20 protein-coding genes are annotated in these 19004 nt (G+C 68.1%); 8 read left to right on the top strand and 12 right to left on the bottom strand.

What is annotated here, in order from left to right; translation table 11 throughout:
- Positions 1–51 precede the first annotated feature (51 nt).
- The gene (locus ACFW0G_RS19050) at positions 52–594 is read right to left on the bottom strand and encodes a DoxX family membrane protein (RefSeq protein ID WP_378326636.1); all 543 of its coding nucleotides are present in this window, start codon (positions 592–594) and stop codon (positions 52–54) included.
- A gap of 233 nt (positions 595–827) precedes the next feature.
- Between ACFW0G_RS19050 and ACFW0G_RS19045 the strand changes: the two genes are divergently transcribed.
- The 5 genes from ACFW0G_RS19045 to ACFW0G_RS19025 all read left to right on the top strand — a co-directional run bounded on the left by ACFW0G_RS19045 (position 828) and on the right by ACFW0G_RS19025 (position 4794).
- Positions 828–1586, top strand: coding sequence for a MerR family transcriptional regulator (locus tag ACFW0G_RS19045; RefSeq protein ID WP_378326635.1), 759 nt, complete (start codon positions 828–830; stop codon positions 1584–1586).
- Between the two features lie 143 nt (positions 1587–1729).
- Entirely contained in the window at positions 1730–2920 is a 1191-nt protein-coding gene (locus tag ACFW0G_RS19040) for an AAA family ATPase (RefSeq protein WP_378326634.1), read from the top strand.
- Between the two features lie 241 nt (positions 2921–3161).
- Positions 3162–3323 (top strand): hypothetical protein, encoded by a 162-nt coding sequence (locus ACFW0G_RS19035; protein ID WP_345396244.1) that lies wholly within the window; start codon positions 3162–3164, stop codon positions 3321–3323.
- A gap of 243 nt (positions 3324–3566) precedes the next feature.
- Positions 3567–4496 carry a GNAT family N-acetyltransferase gene (locus ACFW0G_RS19030; protein WP_378326633.1) on the top strand — a complete coding sequence of 310 codons (930 nt, stop codon included), beginning with the start codon at positions 3567–3569 and terminating at the stop codon, positions 4494–4496.
- A 1-nt stretch (position 4497) separates the two neighbouring features.
- The gene (locus ACFW0G_RS19025) at positions 4498–4794 is read left to right on the top strand and encodes a hypothetical protein (protein WP_378326632.1); all 297 of its coding nucleotides are present in this window, start codon (positions 4498–4500) and stop codon (positions 4792–4794) included.
- Between the two features lie 6 nt (positions 4795–4800).
- Here the strand turns inward: ACFW0G_RS19025 and ACFW0G_RS19020 are convergent, their stop codons facing one another.
- The 3 genes from ACFW0G_RS19020 to ACFW0G_RS19010 form a co-directional block, all read right to left on the bottom strand.
- Complete coding sequence (locus tag ACFW0G_RS19020) at positions 4801–5382, bottom strand: peroxidase-related enzyme (RefSeq protein WP_378326631.1); 582 nt, start codon at positions 5380–5382, stop codon at positions 4801–4803.
- Between the two features lie 91 nt (positions 5383–5473).
- Positions 5474–7129 (bottom strand): monocarboxylate uptake permease MctP, encoded by a 1656-nt coding sequence (mctP, locus tag ACFW0G_RS19015; RefSeq protein WP_378326630.1) that lies wholly within the window; start codon positions 7127–7129, stop codon positions 5474–5476.
- Positions 7126–7404, bottom strand: coding sequence for a DUF3311 domain-containing protein (locus ACFW0G_RS19010; protein WP_378326629.1), 279 nt, complete (start codon positions 7402–7404; stop codon positions 7126–7128). Before ACFW0G_RS19010 ends, mctP begins: the two co-directional genes overlap by 4 nt.
- A gap of 184 nt (positions 7405–7588) precedes the next feature.
- Between ACFW0G_RS19010 and ACFW0G_RS19005 the strand changes: the two genes are divergently transcribed.
- A complete protein-coding gene (locus ACFW0G_RS19005) occupies positions 7589–9193 on the top strand; it encodes an alpha/beta hydrolase (protein WP_378326628.1) in 1605 nt (534 codons plus the stop codon).
- A gap of 149 nt (positions 9194–9342) precedes the next feature.
- Entirely contained in the window at positions 9343–9612 is a 270-nt protein-coding gene (locus tag ACFW0G_RS19000) for a helix-turn-helix domain-containing protein (RefSeq protein ID WP_378326627.1), read from the top strand.
- Here the strand turns inward: ACFW0G_RS19000 and ACFW0G_RS18995 are convergent.
- From ACFW0G_RS18995 to ACFW0G_RS18980, 4 genes are all read right to left on the bottom strand, one after another.
- Entirely contained in the window at positions 9572–10183 is a 612-nt protein-coding gene (locus ACFW0G_RS18995; RefSeq protein WP_378326626.1) for an EndoU domain-containing protein, read from the bottom strand. The two genes, ACFW0G_RS19000 and ACFW0G_RS18995, sit on opposite strands and share 41 nt — an antisense overlap.
- 78 nt (positions 10184–10261) lie before the next feature.
- Positions 10262–11503 (bottom strand): hypothetical protein, encoded by a 1242-nt coding sequence (locus ACFW0G_RS18990; RefSeq protein WP_378326625.1) that lies wholly within the window; start codon positions 11501–11503, stop codon positions 10262–10264.
- 113 nt (positions 11504–11616) lie between these two features.
- Complete coding sequence (locus tag ACFW0G_RS18985) at positions 11617–12222, bottom strand: ATP-binding cassette domain-containing protein (RefSeq protein ID WP_378326624.1); 606 nt, start codon at positions 12220–12222, stop codon at positions 11617–11619.
- Entirely contained in the window at positions 12219–13109 is an 891-nt protein-coding gene (locus ACFW0G_RS18980) for a TIGR03621 family F420-dependent LLM class oxidoreductase (RefSeq protein WP_378326623.1), read from the bottom strand. The genes ACFW0G_RS18985 and ACFW0G_RS18980 overlap by 4 nt, the downstream gene beginning before the upstream one ends.
- A gap of 115 nt (positions 13110–13224) precedes the next feature.
- Here ACFW0G_RS18980 and ACFW0G_RS18975 point away from each other — a divergent pair, with 115 nt between their 5' ends.
- A complete protein-coding gene (locus tag ACFW0G_RS18975) occupies positions 13225–13503 on the top strand; it encodes a hypothetical protein (protein ID WP_378326622.1) in 279 nt (92 codons plus the stop codon).
- 71 nt (positions 13504–13574) lie between these two features.
- Here ACFW0G_RS18975 and ACFW0G_RS18970 read toward each other — a convergent pair whose 3' ends face one another.
- The 4 genes from ACFW0G_RS18970 to grpE all read right to left on the bottom strand — a co-directional run bounded on the left by ACFW0G_RS18970 (position 13575) and on the right by grpE (position 18997).
- On the bottom strand, positions 13575–15398 hold the full coding sequence (locus ACFW0G_RS18970) for a phosphoenolpyruvate carboxykinase (GTP) (protein ID WP_378326621.1): 1824 nt from the start codon (positions 15396–15398) through the stop codon (positions 13575–13577).
- Positions 15399–15789: 391 nt separating this feature from the next.
- On the bottom strand, positions 15790–16509 hold the full coding sequence (locus ACFW0G_RS18965) for a hypothetical protein (protein WP_378326620.1): 720 nt from the start codon (positions 16507–16509) through the stop codon (positions 15790–15792).
- Between the two features lie 173 nt (positions 16510–16682).
- A complete protein-coding gene (locus ACFW0G_RS18960) occupies positions 16683–18521 on the bottom strand; it encodes a dynamin family protein (RefSeq protein ID WP_378326619.1) in 1839 nt (612 codons plus the stop codon).
- Entirely contained in the window at positions 18518–18997 is a 480-nt protein-coding gene (gene grpE, locus ACFW0G_RS18955) for a nucleotide exchange factor GrpE (RefSeq protein WP_378326618.1), read from the bottom strand. Before grpE ends, ACFW0G_RS18960 begins: the two co-directional genes overlap by 4 nt.
- Positions 18998–19004 lie beyond the last annotated feature (7 nt).

Below are 19004 nucleotides of genomic sequence, written 5' to 3'. Positions count from 1 at the left end.
GGACTTTCCTCGCATCTCATGCGAGGAAAGTCCCCTTCAGCACGCTTGGGGTCAGTCGCCAGGCAGGGCCTTGGCGGCCTTCTTGCGAAGCTTCTTCGCGCGCTTCTCGGCCTTCTTGCCGAGGTCTTCCGAAAAGTCGCCGGCCTTCTTCGCGGCGCGACGCGCACGCCAGCCCACCGACGGCTTACCCGCGGTGTCGCCGATCGCGAGCAGCAGCCCACCGGCCAGACTCGCGTTCTTGATGAACTGAATCTGTTGCTGCTGCTTCTCCGCCGGGTCCTTGCTCTCCCAGAACCGGTGCCCGGCCAGCGTCGTCGGCACGAGACTGCCGAGCAGGGCCAGCGACGCCAGGCGCGGCGCCTTGCCCGCGGCGAGCGCGAGCCCGGCGGTCACCTTCACCGCGGCGTCGATCCGGACGAGGGTCGCGGGATCACGCGGCACGGCGTCCGGGACGATGCCCTCGACCTTGTCGAACGTGTCGGTGAGGAACGGTTCGACGGCCTTCGCGTGCCCCTGGGCGTCCCTCAGCGCACCGATCCCGCCGAAGATGAAGATCGAGGCGAGCAGTGGTCTTGCCACACGGCGGAGTATCACGGTCCTTGCCTTCCTTGTTCCGAAGCCTGCAACGCGAACCTACGCCCTGAATGCCCCCACAGCCCGGCACCAAACCGGTACTAGCGGCCTATGTCCGAATATTGCTCCAGCCCTAGATAGCGGTAGACGGCGTTAGCGAGCGAGATAGAGCACTAGCGGCACGAGGGTTGACTTTGACGTTACGTCAACTTTTAACCTGGTTTCACCGACGAGATCAGGAGGGAGGCGGGCAGATGACGCGGTCGGAGTGGTCCATCCAGGACCTCGCCAAGTCCGCCGGGACGACGAGCCGGACGTTGCGCCACTACGGCGCGATCGGCCTGCTCGAGCCCAGCCGGATCGGCGGCAACGGCTACCGCTACTACGACGAGCACTCGCTCGTCCGGCTGCAGCGGATCCTGCTGTTGCGCGAACTCGGCCTCGGCCTGCCCGCGATCGCCGAGGTGCTCGACGGGCAACAGGACCGCGTCGCTGCCCTCGAAACGCATCTGGAGCTGCTGGAACAGGAACAGCAGCGGCTGGCGCGACAGATCGAGTCGGTCCGCACCACGGTGAAGAAACTGAAGGGAGGTGAACGACTCATGGCCAACGAAGTGTTCGAGGGATTCGACCACACGAAGTACGAGAAGGAGGTCACCGAGCGCTGGGGCGCCGACGCCTACCGCAAGAGTGCCGACTGGTGGCGCTCGCTGAGCGACGAGCAGAAGAAGGCGTTCCAGCAGGAGCAGCTCGACATCGCGGCAGCGTTCGGCGAGGCGCACTCGACCGGACTGCCGGTCGACGGCGCCGAGACACAGGCGATCACGCAGCGGCTGTACGAGTGGCTGCGGCCCGCGGCGTCCTCGGTGTCGAAGTGCTACTTCGCCGGTCTCGGCCAGCTGTACGTCGACGACCCGCGTTATGGCAAGTACGACGAGAAGTACGGCGCGGGCACGGCGGAGTACATCCGTGACGCGATGCGTGTCTACGCCGAGCGGAACCTGACCGACTAGACAGGTCAGGGGGCGGGGCTGCAGACCCGCCCGTCTCCCGCGAACGGCGGGTACTCGTCCATCCGGGCCAACCTGGCCAACACGCGCTAGGTCCGTATCCGCAAATATCGGGCTCACGCTAGATACCCCGATAACGTGGCAGAGTGGACCCGATCCGCAATCCCTTCGCCCCGGGCGCCGGTCAACGGCCGCCCGAGCTGGCAGGCCGCGAACGCGAGCTGAAAGCGTTCGAGGTGGTGCTGGAGCGGGTCGCGCGCGGACGCCCCGAACGCAGTCTGGTCCTGACCGGACTGCGCGGGGTCGGCAAAACGGTGCTGCTCGGCGAGCTGCGCTCGATGGCGATCAAGCACGGCTGGGGCGCGGGCAAGATCGAGGCACGACCGGACGCGGAGCTGCGGCGGCCGCTGTCGGCGGCACTGCACCGGGCGATCCGGGACCTCGCGGTACGGCACCGCGCGCCGGACCGCGTCGAAGATGTGCTCGCCGTGCTCAAGGCGTTCGCACTGCGCGCCAACAAGGCCGACGCGAAGCTCCGCGACCGCTGGCAGCCCGGCATCGACGTTCCGGCCGCGCAGGGCCGCGCCGACTCCGGCGACATCGAGATCGACCTGGTCGAGCTGTTCACCGACGTCGCCGAACTCGCCGCCGACGTCGGCACCGGCGTCACCCTGCTCATCGACGAGATGCAGGACCTCCAGCCGGACGACGTCTCGGCGCTGTGCGCGGCCTGTCATGAGCTGTCGCAGTCCGGGGCACCGCTGGTCGTGGTCGGGGCCGGGCTGCCCCACGTACCCGCGGTGCTCTCGGCGTCGAAGTCGTACTCCGAGCGGCTCTTCCGCTACGCGCGGATCGACCGGCTCGACCGCGAGTACGCCGACATCGCGGTGATGGCGCCGATCGAGCGCGAGGACGCCGGGATCGAGCCCGAGGCGCTGGACGCGTTGTTCGACGCCTCGGGCGGCTATCCGTACTTCATCCAGGCCTACGGCAAGGCGGCCTGGGACGCGGCCCCGGCCGATCCGATCACCGTCAAGGACGTCCAGGTCGCCGCCCCCGAGGCCGAAGCCGAGCTCGCCGTCGGGTTCTTCGGCTCGCGCTACGAACGCGCGACCCCGGCAGAGCGCGAGTACCTGCTCGCGATGGCCGAGCTGACCCAGGGCCGCGACGAGGCGGCAGGCACCGCCGATGTGGCCGTCTACCTGGGCCGTAAGCCTTCGTCGTTGTCACCGGCGCGGGACAGCCTGATGAAGAAGGGCCTGGTGTATTCGGCCGAGCGCGGGCAGATCGCGTTCACGGTGCCGCACTTCGGCCACTACCTGCTCGGCCGCGACTGAGCTTCCCGTACCTCTCTCACGGAGTATGCGCCTGCCTAAGGCTCTATAGCTTGAAAGCTAGAGATACTTAGACAGCTCTAGGCCGTTAGCGAAACGTGACCGGCGACACGAAGTCTCTCCGGCGATAAGCCAAGTTTGCCTACGATTCATCGGCAAGTGCGCCATGTCACCGTCGATTCGTTCGCTTCCTTGTGAAAAAAGGTGCATACTAGAGACACAGCAACCGAGACCCTCGAAGGGGATGCAGAAACCGATGAACAACATCGCCGCCAAGCTCCGTGCCCGCCGCGCCGAGGCTCGCACTCGCCGGGCGCTGAACCGGGCGATTGACACCGCGGCCACCGCGACCGTTCGTCAGGAACTGATCGCCATCGCTCAGGCGCGCCAGGGCTACATGCGCTGACGCGTCACCCACGTAGTCGTCGCCCATTCGAGTGACCTACACCACATAGTGCTCAGGGTGTAACGCCACAGAAAGTTGTGTCGATACCCCCTACGACCCCGTGATGCTGGCGGACCCCCGACCTGGCAGCATCACGGGGTTTCCATATGTCCGGCCACTGTGCAAGAGGCCAGCAAATGAGTTGCCCGCGGCCTCCTTTCGGAGTAATGGTTGACCGCGTCAACGAATTTGTTGAGGTGGTCAGTGAACGACACGCAGCTTGCCGACCGGGTCGCCACGGTCCGCGCCTTCAACCGCCTGTACACCGGGGTCATCGGCGTTCTCGACGAGGGACCAGCCGACGCCGAGTACTCGCTGAGCGAAGCGCGGGTGCTGTTCGAACTCGCCCAGCACGACCAGGTCTACGTCGCCGACCTGCGCAAAAAGCTCGATCTGGACGCCGGGTACGCGAGCAGGCTGCTCGCCAGGCTGGAGACCCGCGCGCTGGTCGTCCGGGAACGCTGCGACGAGGACGGCCGACGCCAGCTCGTCCGGCTGACCCCGGCGGGCACCGACGCGTTCGCGATGCTCAACGAGCGCAGCTCCCAGCGCATCGGCGGACTGCTCGAACAGTTCCCCGACGAGGACCAGCGACGGCTGCTCGGCGCGATGGACACGATCGCCGGAGTGGTGCGCGGGCGGCCCGCGGCGCCTTCGCTGGTTTTGCGGTCCCCACGCCCGGGTGACCTCGGATGGGTGGTGCATCGTCACGGAGCGTTGTATGCCCGGGAGTACGGATTCAACGACCGGTTCGAGGCACTGACCGCGCGGGTCGTCGCGGATTTCGCCGACCGCCGCGACGATCCCGGCCAGGCCGGATGGATCGCCGAGGTCGACGGCGAGCGTGTGGGCAGTGTCTTCTGCATGCGCGCCGAGGACCCGCAGGTCGCGAAGCTCCGGTTGCTGCTCGTGGAGCCGAGCGCGCGTGGCCTCGGCGCCGGCAAGCGGCTCGTCGGCGAATGTGTGGGCTTCGCACGGGCGACCGGATACGCGGCGATGGAGCTGTGGACCGTCTCGGTGCTCACGGCAGCCCGCGACATCTACCGCAAGAACGGCTTCCGGCTGGTCGGCGAGGAGCCGACCGAGAACTTCGGGCCGAAGCTGATCGGTGAGACCTGGCGGTTGGAGCTGTGAGATGTTCGTCGTCTACTGCGCCGAATGCGATCGCCGGACCCTGCTCGGCGTGGACGAGGTCGACTGGGTCGAGAACCTGACCCCCGGCATGATCTCGGTGTCCGGGCACTGCCCGCGCGGGCACGAGGTGGTCGTGCTGACCGGCGACGCCTTCACCCCGCACGAGGACCCGCGCTACTACGGCCCCGCACCACGGATCTGGACGAAACCGTTCAACCGCGTCCGCGCGCTCTTCGGCCTGCTCCTGGCCAGGTTCGAGGTCCGGCGCGATCTGCCGGGCCCGTTCTACCGGTACTGACCGGGCTCACGACTCGCGCGGCAGCCTGCCCAGCAGGTAGAACTCGGCGTTGGGCCGCAACGCCGTGAGGTGCGCGAGCCGGTTCGACATCGCGAAGAGCGCCGTGATCGCGCCGACGTCCCAAATCTCGTCGTCCGTCAGGCCCGCCTCGCGCGCGGCGTCGATGTCGGCCTCGCCGAAGAGCGCGGAATCCTGGGCCAGTGCGAGCGCGAGGTCCACGATCGCCCGGCCGCGTTCGTCGAGTTCGACCTGCCAGGGGTTGCTCGACACCCGGTCCGCGAGCTGCGGGTCCTTGGCGCGGACACGCAGGATCGCGCCGTGCGCGACGACGCAGTAGGTGCAGTGGTTGGCGCCCGAGGTGGCGACCACGACGAGTTCGCGTTCGGCCTTGCTCAGCCCGTCGGAGCGGTCCATGAGCGCGTCGTGATAATCGAGGAAGGCCCGCAGTTCGGCGGGCCGGTGCCCGAGGGCGCGGAAGATGTTGGGCACGAACCCGGACTTCCGCGCGATCTCGCCGACCCGCTCGCGTAGGTCCTCGGGCAGGTCTTCGAGGTCTACCACCGGAAACCGGCTCACCGACTCGCTCATGCCCGCCACGCTAGTCGCCCGGACGCCGTGAAGGCCTCTTTACCGGCACTGGTTGCCGGTAAAGAGGCCTTCACGGACTGTCCTCTGTGGACTAGTGGACGCCGATGGGGCGGAGGTCCTTGTCGTGCTCGTCGGCATGGTAGTCCTCCGGCTCGGTCTGGTCCGTGCCGTTGACGACCTTCAGCTGCCGCGCGATGACGGTGACGATCACGGCCACCACGATGTTCGCGATCAGCGCCACGAACCCGGGGTAGATCTGCACGGCCGAGCCCGCGAACGGGTGCCAGCCGAAGATCGACAGGTCGCCCAGCGGCAGCGCCGAACCGCCGAAGTGCTTCTTGCCGTTGGCCGGGTTCGGGATGCCGTAGAGCATGATCAGGCCCCAGCCCATGCCGACGACCCAGCCCGCGATCAGGCCCCACCGGTGGAACCACCGGGTGTACAGCGAGAGCGCCACCGCCGGCAGGGTCTGCAGGATCATCACCCCGCCCATGAGCTGCAGGTCGATGGAGAACTGCGGGTCGATGAACAGGATGAACGCGACCGCGCCGAACTTCACGATCAGCGAAGCGAGCTTCGCCTGCTTCGCCTCCTGGCCCGGCGTCGCGTTCTTCTTGATGTACTCCTTGTAGATGTTGCGCGTCCACAGGTTCGCCGCGGCGATCGACATGATCGCGGCGGGCACCAGCGCGCCGATCCCGATCGCGGCGAAAGCGATGCCCGCGAACCAGGACGGGAACTGGGTGTCGAACAGCACCGGCACGATGGTGTTGCTGTCCGGTTTGCCGGTCGCGTTGTTGTTGATCGGCTTCACACCGGCAGTGATCGCGACGTAGCCGAGCAGCGCCAGCAGGCCGAGCAGCAGCGAGTACGCCGGGAGCGCGACCATGTTCCGCTTGATCACGCTGCGCCCGCGCGAGGCGAGGACGCTGGTGAGCGAGTGCGGGTAGAGGAACAACGCCAGCGCCGAGCCGAGTGCGAGCGTCGCGTACTGGAGCTGGTTGTTCGAGGTCAGCAGGACCGACCCGGACGGCTTCCCGGTGGCCGGGTTCGGCTTGGCCAGCTTCGCCGCCGCGGAGTCGAAGATGTGCGACCAGCCGCCGAGCTTGATCGGCAGGTAGATGATCGCCACCAGGATCACGATGTAGATCAGGATGTCCTTGACGAACGCGATCAGCGCGGGCGCGCGCAGGCCCGACTGGTAGGTGTAGAGCGCCAGGATCACGAACGCGATCAGCAGCGGCAGGTGCCCGACGATGCCGGAACCGTTGAGGCCCATCGTGCGCAGCACCGACTCGAGGCCGACGAGCTGCAGCGCGATGTAGGGCATCGTCGCGACGATGCCGGTGATCGCGACGAGCAGCGCCAGCGTCGGCGAGCCGAACCGGCCGCGGACGAAGTCGGCGGGGGTGACGTACCCGCGCGACCGCGAGACCGACCACATGCGCAGCGCCGGGAGCAACACGATCGGGTAGACAATGATCGTGTAAGGCAGCGCGTACATGCCGAGCGCGCCGGCGCCGAACATCAGCGCGGGCACCGCGACGAAGGTGTAGGCCGTGTACAGGTCACCACCGAGCAGGAACCAGGTGATCCACGAGCCGAACTTGCGCCCGCCGAGACCCCATTCGTCGAGATGGTCGAGCGTGTTGCCCGCCTTCCACCGCGAAGCGACGAAGCCGAGCACCGTCACCAACAGAAAAAGAAGGGTGAAAATGACCAGCTCCGGCCATTGCAGGTTGCTCATTCGCCGCTCCCCGCGTCGAGGTCGTCCACACTCAGCCGATCCGGCTCGTCACTGACCGGTTTTCCTTTGGTGGCCCAGTAGACGATCGCGGTGCTGAGCACACCGACGAGCACCATCGCGAACTGGAACCAGTAGAAGAACGGCATCCCGAACAGCCGGGGTCCGTCCAGATTGAACAGTGGTGTGACCAGCACCAACAGCGGGACGATCAGGAGCAGGTTCCACGGGCTGAACTGGAACCCGCGCACCTTCCCGCCTTGTTTGGCAGACGACATCAGACCTCACCTAACACTCGCGCGACACCGCGTCCGCACGACACTAGAACCTGGGTACGACATCGTCACCCCAGTCCGGTATCGATTCGATCAGTGATGGTGACGATGCCGACGAAGGGCGGTTGCCGCCTCTGCCCCCGACGGATATCAATAGCCAGAGATTCCGACACAAAGGGGCATCCGGATGACGAAACTCCGCTATGCGGTGGTGATCCCGGCCGTGGCCGGCACCCTGCTGGCCGGGTTCACGCCTGCCTTCGCGGGCGAGGAGGCGAAGCAGCCTCTGAACTCCACGAACATTCCAGCGCAGTACGCGAACCAGAAGCTGGCCTGGCACAAGTGCACGTCGAGCGAGCTGCCGACACCGCCGCCGCCGGGCGCCGAGGACATCGAATGCGCGACCTACCAGACGCCGCGCAACTGGTACCGCGCCGACGACAAGATCGACCTGACCATCGCCGTCAGCCGCCTCAAGGCGACCAGCGGCAAGGCGACCGACAGCGTGGTCACCAACCCGGGCGGTCCCGGCGCACCCGGCCGCAACTTCCCCGCCCGGTTCCGTAACCAGGCCAAGCTGCGGGCCAACCAGGAAATCGTCGGGATGGACCCGCGGGGCACCGGCAAGAGCACGAACATCACCTGCGGTGGCGCCATCGGCACGGGCAGCGACCTCGACCCGCGGGACCGCCGCAAGGAGAACCTCAACCTGATCCTGGACGCCACGCGGTACGCGGCGCACTCGTGCCAGGTCAAGTCCGGTGAACTGGGCCCGCTCATCAACACCGACCAGACCGTGCGCGACATCGATCTGCTGCGCGTCCTGCTCGGCCGCGACAAGATCAACTGGGCCGGTTACTCGGCGGGTACCTGGCTGGGCGCGCACTACGCGCAGCAGTTCCCGACCCGCACCGGCCGCTTCCTGCTGGACTCCTCGACGGAGTTCACCACGACCTGGCAGAAGTCGTTCGACTGGCAGCCGCTCGGCTTCGAGCGCCGCTGGCGGCAGGACTTCCTCCCGTGGATCGCGAAGTACGACAAGCTCTACCACTTCGGCACCACCGGCGAGGAAGCTCGGCAGACCTACGAGCAGGTCCGCTACGCGCTGACGCAGCACCCGGTGACGGTGGACGGCACCACGGTCTCGGCCAACGCGCTCGACTCGTTCATCGCGAACCAGCTCTACAACAAGCGGAACTTCGTCCCGCTGGCCCAGTACCTGGTCAACGTCCGGACGCTGACCCAGGGCGGCGCCTCGCAGCAGCAGAAGGCCGAGGCCGCGAAGCAGGTCAAGGCCAAGGTCAACGACAAGGTGGTCGGCCCGCAGCCGCTGATGGTGCCGAGTGACGGCGACGCCTACGACGCGAGCTTCTGGACCATCCCGTGCAACGAGGGACCGTGGACCGGCAGCCCGAACAGCGCCATCCGGCAGTCGCAGAAGCTGATCGACCAGCAGAAGCCGCTGCTCGGCGCCGGCTGGTTCATCCAGCCGTGCCTGTTCTGGAACAACCCGCCGGCCCCGCTGCCGCCGATGACCGGCAAGGGCGTGCCGCCGGTACTGATCGTCGAGTCGGAGCACGACCCGGCGACGCCGATCGAGGGCGCGCAGCGAGCGCACAAGGCGTTCGAGAACTCGCGCATGATCACCGTGACCGGCGAGGGTGACCACGGCATCTACGCCGGCGGCAACGCGGGTGTGGACAAGGTGGTGGAGGACTACCTGGTGGACGGGAAGGTCCCGAACGACCAGAAACTGCCCGGTGTCCCACTTCCGGTGCCTGCCGGCGCCTGAACCCCCTAGGGATTGTGGCCCCGTCGAGCTTCGGCTCGGCGGGGTCTTTCCACATGGGCTTTTCACACCTGTGCACAGAGTTGTCCACAGGGGGTGGATAACTCTGGTGATCGTTGGGGTGGTAGCGGGGTGGTATTAGTATTGGCCCCATGGTGCGTGTACCGCTGACGGACGAAGAGCGCGAACGTGGCGAGCGGCTGGGGCTGGCCCTGCGCGCCGCGCGGGCAGGGCGCAGCATGGCCGACGTCGCGGCGGAGGCCGGGATCTCGGTCGAGACGCTGCGCAAGATCGAGACCGGGCGGATCCCCACACCGGCGTTCTTCACGGTCGCCGCGATCGCGGACGCCGTCGGCCTCTCGCTCGAAGAGCTGCGAGTGGCTACCGAGCCGCCGAGGCCGTCACTGTCCCAGGCGAGTTAGGCCGCAGCCGCTCCAGGATCTTGTTCCGGTCGTTCAGGAAGGCGAAGCCGGGCAGCGGGATCTCGTAGGAGTAGAGCAGCCGCTCGAGGTCGGCGAACTCGTCGGTGCTCAGGTTCAGGTCGACGCTGACGGCATGCGCGGCGAGGACATCGACGAGTTCCTCCCACTCGCCCGCCCACAGCAGCGCGCGGTAGTGCGTGAAGTCCGCCGCCGGGATCCGGTCGGCCAGCTGGTCGAGCACGCGGTCGGCGTAGTAGGTGATCCGGCTGTCGGTGAGGTCCTCCAGCGTCGGATTCGCCGGGTCCTTCGGGGTGTCCGGATTGCGCACGACGCCGGGGCCGCCGACCGGATAGGCGGTCCGCACCTGGCCGTCCTCGTCGGCCAGCACCACGACGTGGACGCCGTAACGTTCCCCGGCGCAGCGCCAGCGGCCGTTGTGCTGGCGGCGACGTGGCTCGCCGGGAAGGTTCGCGACGTCCTCGATCACCGCGATGATCTGCCGGTCGCTCCAGCCGTACGGGAACTCGCTGGTTCCCCGGCGTCCGACGCCCGGTGCGTGCCCGCCACCCACGCGCTACTCCTCTCGTCGCAGAGAGGGTAGCCCGCGAACGGCCGTGAAGAATGCCCCGAAAGCGGGAACGGGACGGGCCTAGCCCTTCACGGAGAGCACCAAAATGCCGATGACCAGCACATCGACGCCGCGGACGAACTGCCGCGCCATGCTGAAACCTCGGCCGTCCGTGTAGTCCATTTCCTTCCGGGTCACCGCGCGCAACACGGCCAGTACCGCCAGTGGCACCGCGAGCCAGACGATGACCGGGACTGTGGCGCCCACCAGCAGGGATACCGCCACGAGCAGTGCCGACCAGCCGAGCGCGAGGATCGCGAGCAGCAGGCCGTGTGTCACGCGCAGTTCCCAGTCGGACGTCGCGAGCCAGCGGCGGCGGCCGGGGTTGCGCCACAGCACCCCGAGCCCGCCGCCGAACGGCACCAGTGCGATGAACGCGCCGAGCCCGACCAGGATGGCCGCGGGCAGCGTGGGTACCGCGACCCTGGCGACGGCGACCCCGAGCGCGAGCAGGACCGCGGCGCCGAGATACCGCGTCCGGCCGGCGAAACCGGCCCACGCCAGGCGCAGCGCGGTCGGCCGGCGCAGCGACAGCCGTCCGACCGGGGCCGACTCGGGCAGGACGAGCATCGGGTCCATGAACGTCACCGCGACGGCACGCAGCACGCGGACGTTCCAGCCCTCGACCAGCGTCAGCCGTCCGGCTCCGGTGACCGGCTCGCCGCCCAGCGCGAGGCCGCACGCGACGATCAGGACACCACCCGCGACGTACTGCACGGTCAGCGGGCCGAGCGCGGCCGCGGCGATCACCAGCCCGGTCACCGCGAGCACGAGCGGGCCCGCGACGTCGGCACGGAGCGCGGTACGGCGCGCCGTCGCGAAGATGAGCACCGCGCATGCGGCCACCAGCGCGACACCGGCGGTCCACACGTCGCGGCCGCCGCCTCCCGCGGCGACGACCAGCGCGACGGCGTAGCCCGCGGCGAGCACGACCGCCGACCACACGACCAGGAGCCGGGCGCCGACCACCCGGCGCCGATCGGCGCGGGCGAAGTCCAGCCAGGTCAGTTCGGCCGGTTCGGCCCAGACGAACCCCCGCCGCAGCAGCACCCGCCAGGCGAAGGCCAGGCAGATCGCGAGCAGCCCCAGCACCGCCGGAAAGTCCGCTGTGGACTGTCCGAAGAGGATTCGATGCCATCGGTCGAGGTTGAAGAAAGCGGTGAAGAGGAAGCCGAAACCGAACAACGCGTAGAAGGTCCCGTAGTCCCCGCTGAAGATCCCGCCGAACCGCCGCCTTCCCGGCACACGCGTGCGGACGCCCACTGTTGCTAATCCGACTAAAAGTAGGCGGACCCCGGGCAATAGGTAACCGTTGCTACGCAAGCCGGATAGCCGTGACTGTAGTCGGATTAGCAATGAACGGCACAGCGTCACCATCAGAACAGCTCTAGGACGCTGTCCGCAGCTTCGAGCAGCGGCGGATGGTGGGTGGCCAGCACGACGGCCGCGCCCGCCGCGGTCGACCGGCCGATCAGCTCGACCAGCCACTCCTTGCCCGCGACGTCCAGCGCACGCTCGGGCTCGTCGAGGATGAGCACCTGATGCGGCCGCGCCGTCGCGCCGAGCAGCAGGAGACGGCGGCGCTGGCCCGCGGAGAAGCTCCCGGCGGTGACCTCCGCCCGCTCTTCGAGCCCAGCGTCGGCGATGAGCGCGCGGAAGTCGCCGAGGTCTGCGCCGAACGTCCCGGCAAGCAGCTCCAGGTGCTGCACCGGGGTCAGCTCCGCGAAGAAGTCCGAGTCGTCGAGCAGCACGGACACCTTGCGGCGGAAGGCGACCTTGCGCTCGTCCGGCGGAGCGCCGTCGACGAGCACCCGGCCGCGCTGGGGTTTCTGCATCCCGTACAGACAGCGCAGCAGTGTCGACTTCCCCGCCCCGTTCGGCCCGACGATCACCGCGCATTCGCCGGGGTCGACGGAGAAATCCAGCTCGTCGAACAGCCAGACGTCGCCGGCGCGGACGCCGATCGCCCTCGCGTCGATCATCGGCCGCGCACCAGTTCGAGCACCGGCGCCAGCCGTGCGGCATGACGTTCCAGCACGCTGACATAGCTGAATCCGAAGCGTGCGCGCATGGCGACGAGCTGCTCGGCGATCTGCTCCGGCGTGCCGACCAGCACGGTCGGCACGTCCGCCAGCTGTTCGATGGTCAGCTCTCCCTTGATCCGCTCGCGTACTTTTTCCAGCCCTGCCTGGCGATCGCCGGTCACGTCGACGTAGCGGGGAGGCAGGTTCAGCTCGACCTCGCGACCGCCGAGCTTGTCGCGGACGAACTCGACGCGCTCGCCGATCGTGGCCGAGTCGACCGGAATCAGGGTCCGGGTGTCGGTCCTTCGCGTGCCGGTGAAGCCGATGATGTCGGCGTGCTCGGCGGCGAGGGTGAGCACCCGGTCGCCGAGCCCGGCGATCAGCAGTGGCGGGCCGGCCGCTTGGACGGGCGCGGGTTCGTGCTCCGGGTCGGCGAAAAGCCGCTTGAGTTTCTTGATCGTGTGTCCGAGGGTGTCGACGCGGTCGCCCGCGGCGGTCCACGGAATCCCGGCGTCGTCGAATTCGGCCTTGACGTACCCCACGCCAAGGCCGAGTTCGAGGCGTCCCCCGGTGAACTGGTCGGTGCCCGCGGCATCCCGGGCGAGCAGGGCCGGGTTCCAGAAACCGGCGTTGAGCACGAACGTGGCCAGGCGCACCCGCTCGGTCACCTCGGCCGCGAGGACCAGCGCCGGAAAGGGCGGGGCCATGCCGAGGTGATCGGCCACGCCGATGACGTCGTAGCCGAGCTCTTCGGCCTTGCGGCACTTCTCGGCCCACGCGGTCCGCGACCCGGGCACGGTCATGGTCACGCCGAATCTGAACGGTCTCTCCCCGGCGTCGGACATGGTCCTCACGGTACTCACCCGAAAGCAGGCGATGTCTACGACGGTAAACACCGGCTCCGCGACTTCAACCGGTCGGCTACGCGCGTTACGACGTGCGGCGCAATAGCGTGGTCACATGGCCGAAAATCCTATCGAACGCGCCGAACGGCGGCGGCTCGAAGCCGCGCAGGCACTCGTCGACGCCTCGGCGGCGCGTGGCTTCCTGTTGCACAGCGAGGACGAGGTCTTCAGCTGGGGAATCGAATTCCGTGACCGGAAAGGAAAATCGCACGCACTGACCAGTTTCGCCGACAGCAGCGGTTACAGCCTGCACGATTCGGCACTCAGCGCGGTGGCGAGGGAGAACATGTTCAGGCCGCTGAACCTGACCTATCTCGACGAAATCCATCGCTGAACTTACCCATTAAAAGGACGAAGGGGACGTCCCCCGCGAAACGAGGCACGTCCCCTTCGAACAGAACCGGGTCAGCCGAGACGCTGGCGCAGGGCGTCGAGCTCGTCACGCAGCGAGCTGGGCACCTTGTCGCCGATCTTCTCGAACCACTCCTCGATCAGCGGCAGCTCCTGACGCCACTCCTCGGCGTGGACGTCGAGCGCGGCCTGGATGTCGGCGAGCGGCTCGGTCAGGCCCTCGGTGTCGAGATCCTCGGCCTTCGGCACGAAACCGACCGGGGTCTCGGTCGCGTTGCCCTTGCCCTCGACGCGCTCCAGAACCCACTTCAGCACGCGCGAGTTCTCGCCGAAGCCCGGCCACAGGAACCGGCCGTCGTCGCCGCGGCGGAACCAGTTGACGTAGAAGATCTTCGGCAGCTTGTTCGCGTCGGCGTTCTTGCCGAGGTCCAGCCAGTGCTTGAAGTAGTCACCGGCGTGGTAGCCGAGGAACGGCAGCATCGCCATCGGGTCGCGACGGACGTTACCGACCGCACCGGCCGCGGCGGCCGTGGTCTCCGACGACATGGTGGCGCCCATGAACACGCCGTGCTGCCAGTCGCGGGCCTCGTTCACCAGCGGCACCGTGGTCTTGCGGCGGCCACCGAACAGGATCGCCGAGATCGGCACGCCCTTCGGGTCGTCCCACTCCGGCGCCAGGATCGGGCACTGCGACATCGGCGTGCAGTAGCGCGAGTTCGGGTGCGCCGCCTTCTCCTCGGACTCCGGCGTCCAGTCCTGCTTCTTCCAGGACGTGGCGTGGGCGGGCTTGTTCTCCATGCCCTCCCACCAGATGTCGCCGTCGTCGGTGAGCGCGACGTTGGTGAAGACGGTGTTGCCCTTTTCGATGGTGCGCATCGCGTTCGGGTTGGTGTGCCAGTCGGTGCCGGGCGCGACGCCGAAGAAGCCGAACTCCGGGTTCACCGCGTACAGGCGGCCGTCCTCGCCGAAGCGCATCCACGCGATGTCGTCGCCGAGGGTCTCCGCGCGCCAGCCGGGAATGGTCGGCTGGAGCATCGCGAGGTTGGTCTTGCCGCAGGCGCTCGGGAAAGCGGCCGCGACGTAGTGGACCTTGTCCTCCGGCGAGATCAGCTTGAGGATCAGCATGTGCTCGGCCAGCCAGCCCTCGTCACGGGCGATGACCGAGCCGATGCGCAGCGAGTAGCACTTCTTGCCCAGCAAGGAGTTCCCGCCGTAGCCGGAACCGTAGCTCCAGATCAGCCGCTCCTCGGGGAAGTGCGAGATGTACTTGATCGGGTTGCACGGCCACGACACGTCCTTCTGGCCGGGCTCCAGCGGCGCGCCGACGGAGTGCAGCGCGGGGACGAACTCGCGCTCGGTGCCGTCGGGCGCGACGAACTTGTCCAGCGCGGCCTTGCCCGCGCGCGTCATCACGCGCATCGAGGCGACGACGTAGGCGAAGTCGGTGATTTCGATGCCCAGTTTGGGGTTTTCGTCGCCGAGCGGGCCCATGCAGAACGGGATGACGTACATCGTGCGTCCCCGCATCGAGCCGCGGAACAGCTCGGTCATGGTGGCCTTCATCTCGGCCGGGTCCATCCAGTTGTTGGTCGGCCCGGCGTCCTCCGCGCGCTCGGAACAGATGAACGTCCGTTCCTCGACACGGGCGACGTCATTCGGGTCGGACGCGGCCCAGTAGGAGTTCGGCTTCGCGTCCAGTTGCACGAAAGTGCCCGCTTCGACCAGTTCCGCGTTGATCCTGGCGGCTTCTTCGTCGGAACCGTCCACCCACACCACGCGGTCGGGGGTGGTCAGCTCGGCGACCTCCCTGACCCAGGACAGCACGCCACTGTGCGTCGTCGGCGCGTTGTCCAGTCCGGGGATGGCGACTGCGGTCATCTCTACTCCTGACTTCCGACGACAAAAGAGCCCACACCGGAACGACGCTGTTCAGGTGCGGGCCTCATTGCCGGCGACCGAATGGCTTCGCACACCGGCTGGGGACCGGTGTGCGGGTTTTGGGATTCCCCGAGAGTAGCCGGATGACCGGCAGGTAACCGAGAGCTGACCTGTCGGTTCTCTCACAAGAACGATAAGGGAATCGATTCAGTCGTCACCGGAACGGGCCATCCGCCGAAAATTCTTCGGTGAGCGGGGCCACATCACACGGGCCGGGTCACACATTCGATGCCGAATTGCACCCCGCCGGGTATGGCAAAGGCCCGGCACGCGTGCGTGCCAGGCCTCGAGTGAATCGCAGGAATGTGACCTGGATTACATTAGTTTGCCATTAGTTGGGGCTGATCCACTGCCCGGTACCGGAGTCGATCTTGGCCACGCCCTCCAGCGTTTCGGTGCCGGGGCGGCCCCACGCGGCGTCGCCCGCCGGATCGCCACCGGACATCGCCGCCGACGGCGCGGAGTCGGAATCCATGACACCGCTGCCGGTCTGCGTCCACTGGCCGTGCCCGGTGTGCTCGAACGTGGTGGTGTGCCCGCTCGCGTCGGTTTGCACCGCGATGTCGGCTTCGCCGTCGCCGTTCTTGTCGGTGAAGGCGATCGTGCCGCCGTCCTTCGTCTGCACCACCGCGGTGTCGTTGTGGCCGTCGTGGTCGGTGTCGATGGTGGCGACCCCGGCGTCGACCTCGCCGCTGGGCAGGTCCGCGTGGATGTGCCCGCCGGAACCCGAGTCCCGGCCGGAGTCGTCCCCGCCGGTGTGGTGCCCGCTCGAGTGGACCCACTGGCCGCTGCGCTCGTCGTACACAGCCTGGTCGACGGCGTGCCCGGTGGAGTCGATCACGACGTACTGGTCGGCGACGCCGTCGTGGTTCGTGTCGATGAAGGCCTGCGCGGTGCCGTCATCGTGCTGGACCAGCGCCGTGTCGTTGGTGCCGTCCTCGTTGGCGTCGTAGTTCACCTCGGCCTGGTAGTCCTGGCCGTCGACGTGGACGGTCATCGCGTTCGGGCCGCTGGCGTCCGCGTCGGTGCCACCGCTCTCGTCGACCCACATGGGTAATCCCCCTTACCGACCGGGTACTGCCGGATGTCGCTGACCTGTTTGTCGAGGATATGACTCACCGTATGCCGGTTCGGTTCCGGTCCACAACAGGTTGTCCACAGACCCACCCGTGTGGTCACGCTCCGGCGCCGCCAGGTGTCGGAACGCGTCTCAGCGGGTGACGGTTAGTGGTTGTCGCGCAGCGAGCGGATGTGGGCGAGCAGGGTTTCGGCGCGGTCGCGGCCTTCGCTGACGTCCTTGAGCCGCTTCGAGACGATGGCGATCTTCTTGGCCCGCTCCTGCGCGCCCATCTTGATCGTCTTGTCGACTTCCTTCAGTTCGGCCTCGATGGCGTCGATGCGGCGGCCGAGCGCGTCGTCGAGTGCCATCGACAGCTGCTGTTCTGCCTCGATGAGCTGCTCGGCGACCAGCTGGTCGAGCGTGGAGCGCGCGTCGGCGATGGCTTCGACGAGCCACTGCTTCATGTGCTGTTTGTCCGACGCGTGTTTGCGGGTGCGCGCCATCCACCAGCCGGCGCCGAGGCCGATGATGATCGTCGCGGGCAGCACCACCGGGTTGAGGATGGCGACCCCGGCCAGCGGCAGCGCGGCGATCTTGCCCGCCCCGACGCCGCCCGAGATGCCCATGAAGACGAGCAATTTGTCTTCGGCGGTCGGCGGTTTCTTGTCCGGCGGGCGCAGGACGACCGGCGGGCCGCCCGCTCGCAGGAACTGCGCGCGGATGACGTCGAGTTCCTCCGGCGAGAACAGCTCGGCCAGCGAGACGTTCGTGACCTGGTTCAGCCGCTGGGAAAGCTGCATCGAGATCCGCTGCGACGTCGTCTGCAGCGCGATGTCGACCTGCTGGGGGAGCGCGGCCAGGTCGTCGCGCTTGGCGGCGTCGATCACCTGGCGGAAGTGCGACTGCGCGTCGCGCATCTCGCGGCTGCTCTCGTGCCCGATCTCGACGCGGGTGCGCTGGACCTCGGCCCGCAGTTTCAGCTGCCAGCCCCGCGTCGACGTGCGGCGGTCGGCGGTCAGCTGATCCCGGCGTTCGCGCAGCTGTTCGGCTTCGGCCTCACCGGAGGACAACGCGCGGCTCTCGGCCTGCAGTTTCGCCTTCAGCTCGCCGAGCGCGCTGGACAACGCGCGCAGCGTGTTGGCCTCGCCGAGCATCGCGGAGCGGCCCACCAGGAGTTCCTGCAGCGCGACCTGCAGCGGCGCGATCCCGGACTTCTCCCGCAGCATCGCCGCCATCTGCTCGTTCGGCGCCTTCGCCGCGGTCTCGAACATCCTCGCCGAAACGGGGTGGAACACCGCGTCGGCGAAGCGGGGCGCGTGCTCGGCGAGCAGCTGACGGTCGGCCTCCATGACTTCACGCCAGCCACGGAAGGCGTCCACTTTGGACAGTGCGAACACGACCGTCTCGACCCGGTCGCCGACGTCGCGCAGGAACTGCAGCTCGGTCGAGGTGAACGGCGCCGAGGCGTCCACGACGAACAGCAGCGCCGTCGCGCCGGCGGCGGCTTCCTTGGCGAGTTCGCCGTGCATCGAGTCGAGCCCGCCGACGCCGGGGGTGTCGACGATGGTGATGCGCTCCAGCAACGGGACGGGCCCGCTCACCTCGACATACCGAGGCGGGATCTGTCCGGGCGGCAGCTCGTGCGCCGCGGAGACCCAGTTGATCAGCTGGCCGAGATCGATCGGCACCGGCGCGAGCTGGCCGGGGTAGCACGCCTGCGCACCCCACTGCTGCGCGTGTTCGAAGACCAGATACGTCGCGGTCGCGACATCGGCGTCCACAGGGGACAGTCCCGGCGCCGAGATCAGGGCGTTGACCAGGGAGCTCTTCCCGCGGTTGGTCTCCCCGACGACCACCACGGACGGCCGCCCCTGCCGCGCCTTGCGGATGTCCTCGACCCACTTCGCGGCCTGCGGATCGGCTTCGCGGACGACGCCGAGCAACTGCTCCTGCGCGGCTTTGACCTGCGCGGGAAGAGTCGGCGCACTGACGGGAGCGTTCACAGTGTCTTATCCGGCTTCTTCGCGTACACCGTGACGATGGGCGCGCGCAGCAGCTTGCCGTGATCGGCGAACCCGGCGATCTCGGTCTCGGCGACGACGCCGTCGAGCGCGGGATCCTCGGTCGCGACGGCACCGCCCGCCTCGTGCTGTGCCGGGTCGAACCGTTCGCCGTCCGGGCGCAGCGCCTGGACGCCGATGCCGGCGAGGCCGTGTTCGAGCCGCTCGACCACGCCGCCGCTGCGGGCGCGGTCCAGTGCGTAGAGGCAGAGCTGGATCAGCGTCTGGCGGTCGGCGAGTGCGCGCTCCAGGTCGGCGGAATCGACGTGCGCGGCTACGGATACGGCGTCCACATCGGGCTTCGACGCGTCGTCGGCGTCTTCGGTTCCCGCACGATCGGCTGCCTCGATCACAGCCGCGGCGATCTGCCCCGTCGGCTCGTCGGTGTCCTCACCGCCGCCCTTGCGAAACCACGCCATCGCGACC

Origin of the sequence: Amycolatopsis sp. NPDC058986, from assembly GCF_042741125.1 — a bacterium.
Taxonomy (GTDB): domain Bacteria; phylum Actinomycetota; class Actinomycetes; order Mycobacteriales; family Pseudonocardiaceae; genus Amycolatopsis.
This window is presented reverse-complemented; position numbering and strand designations above follow the sequence as displayed.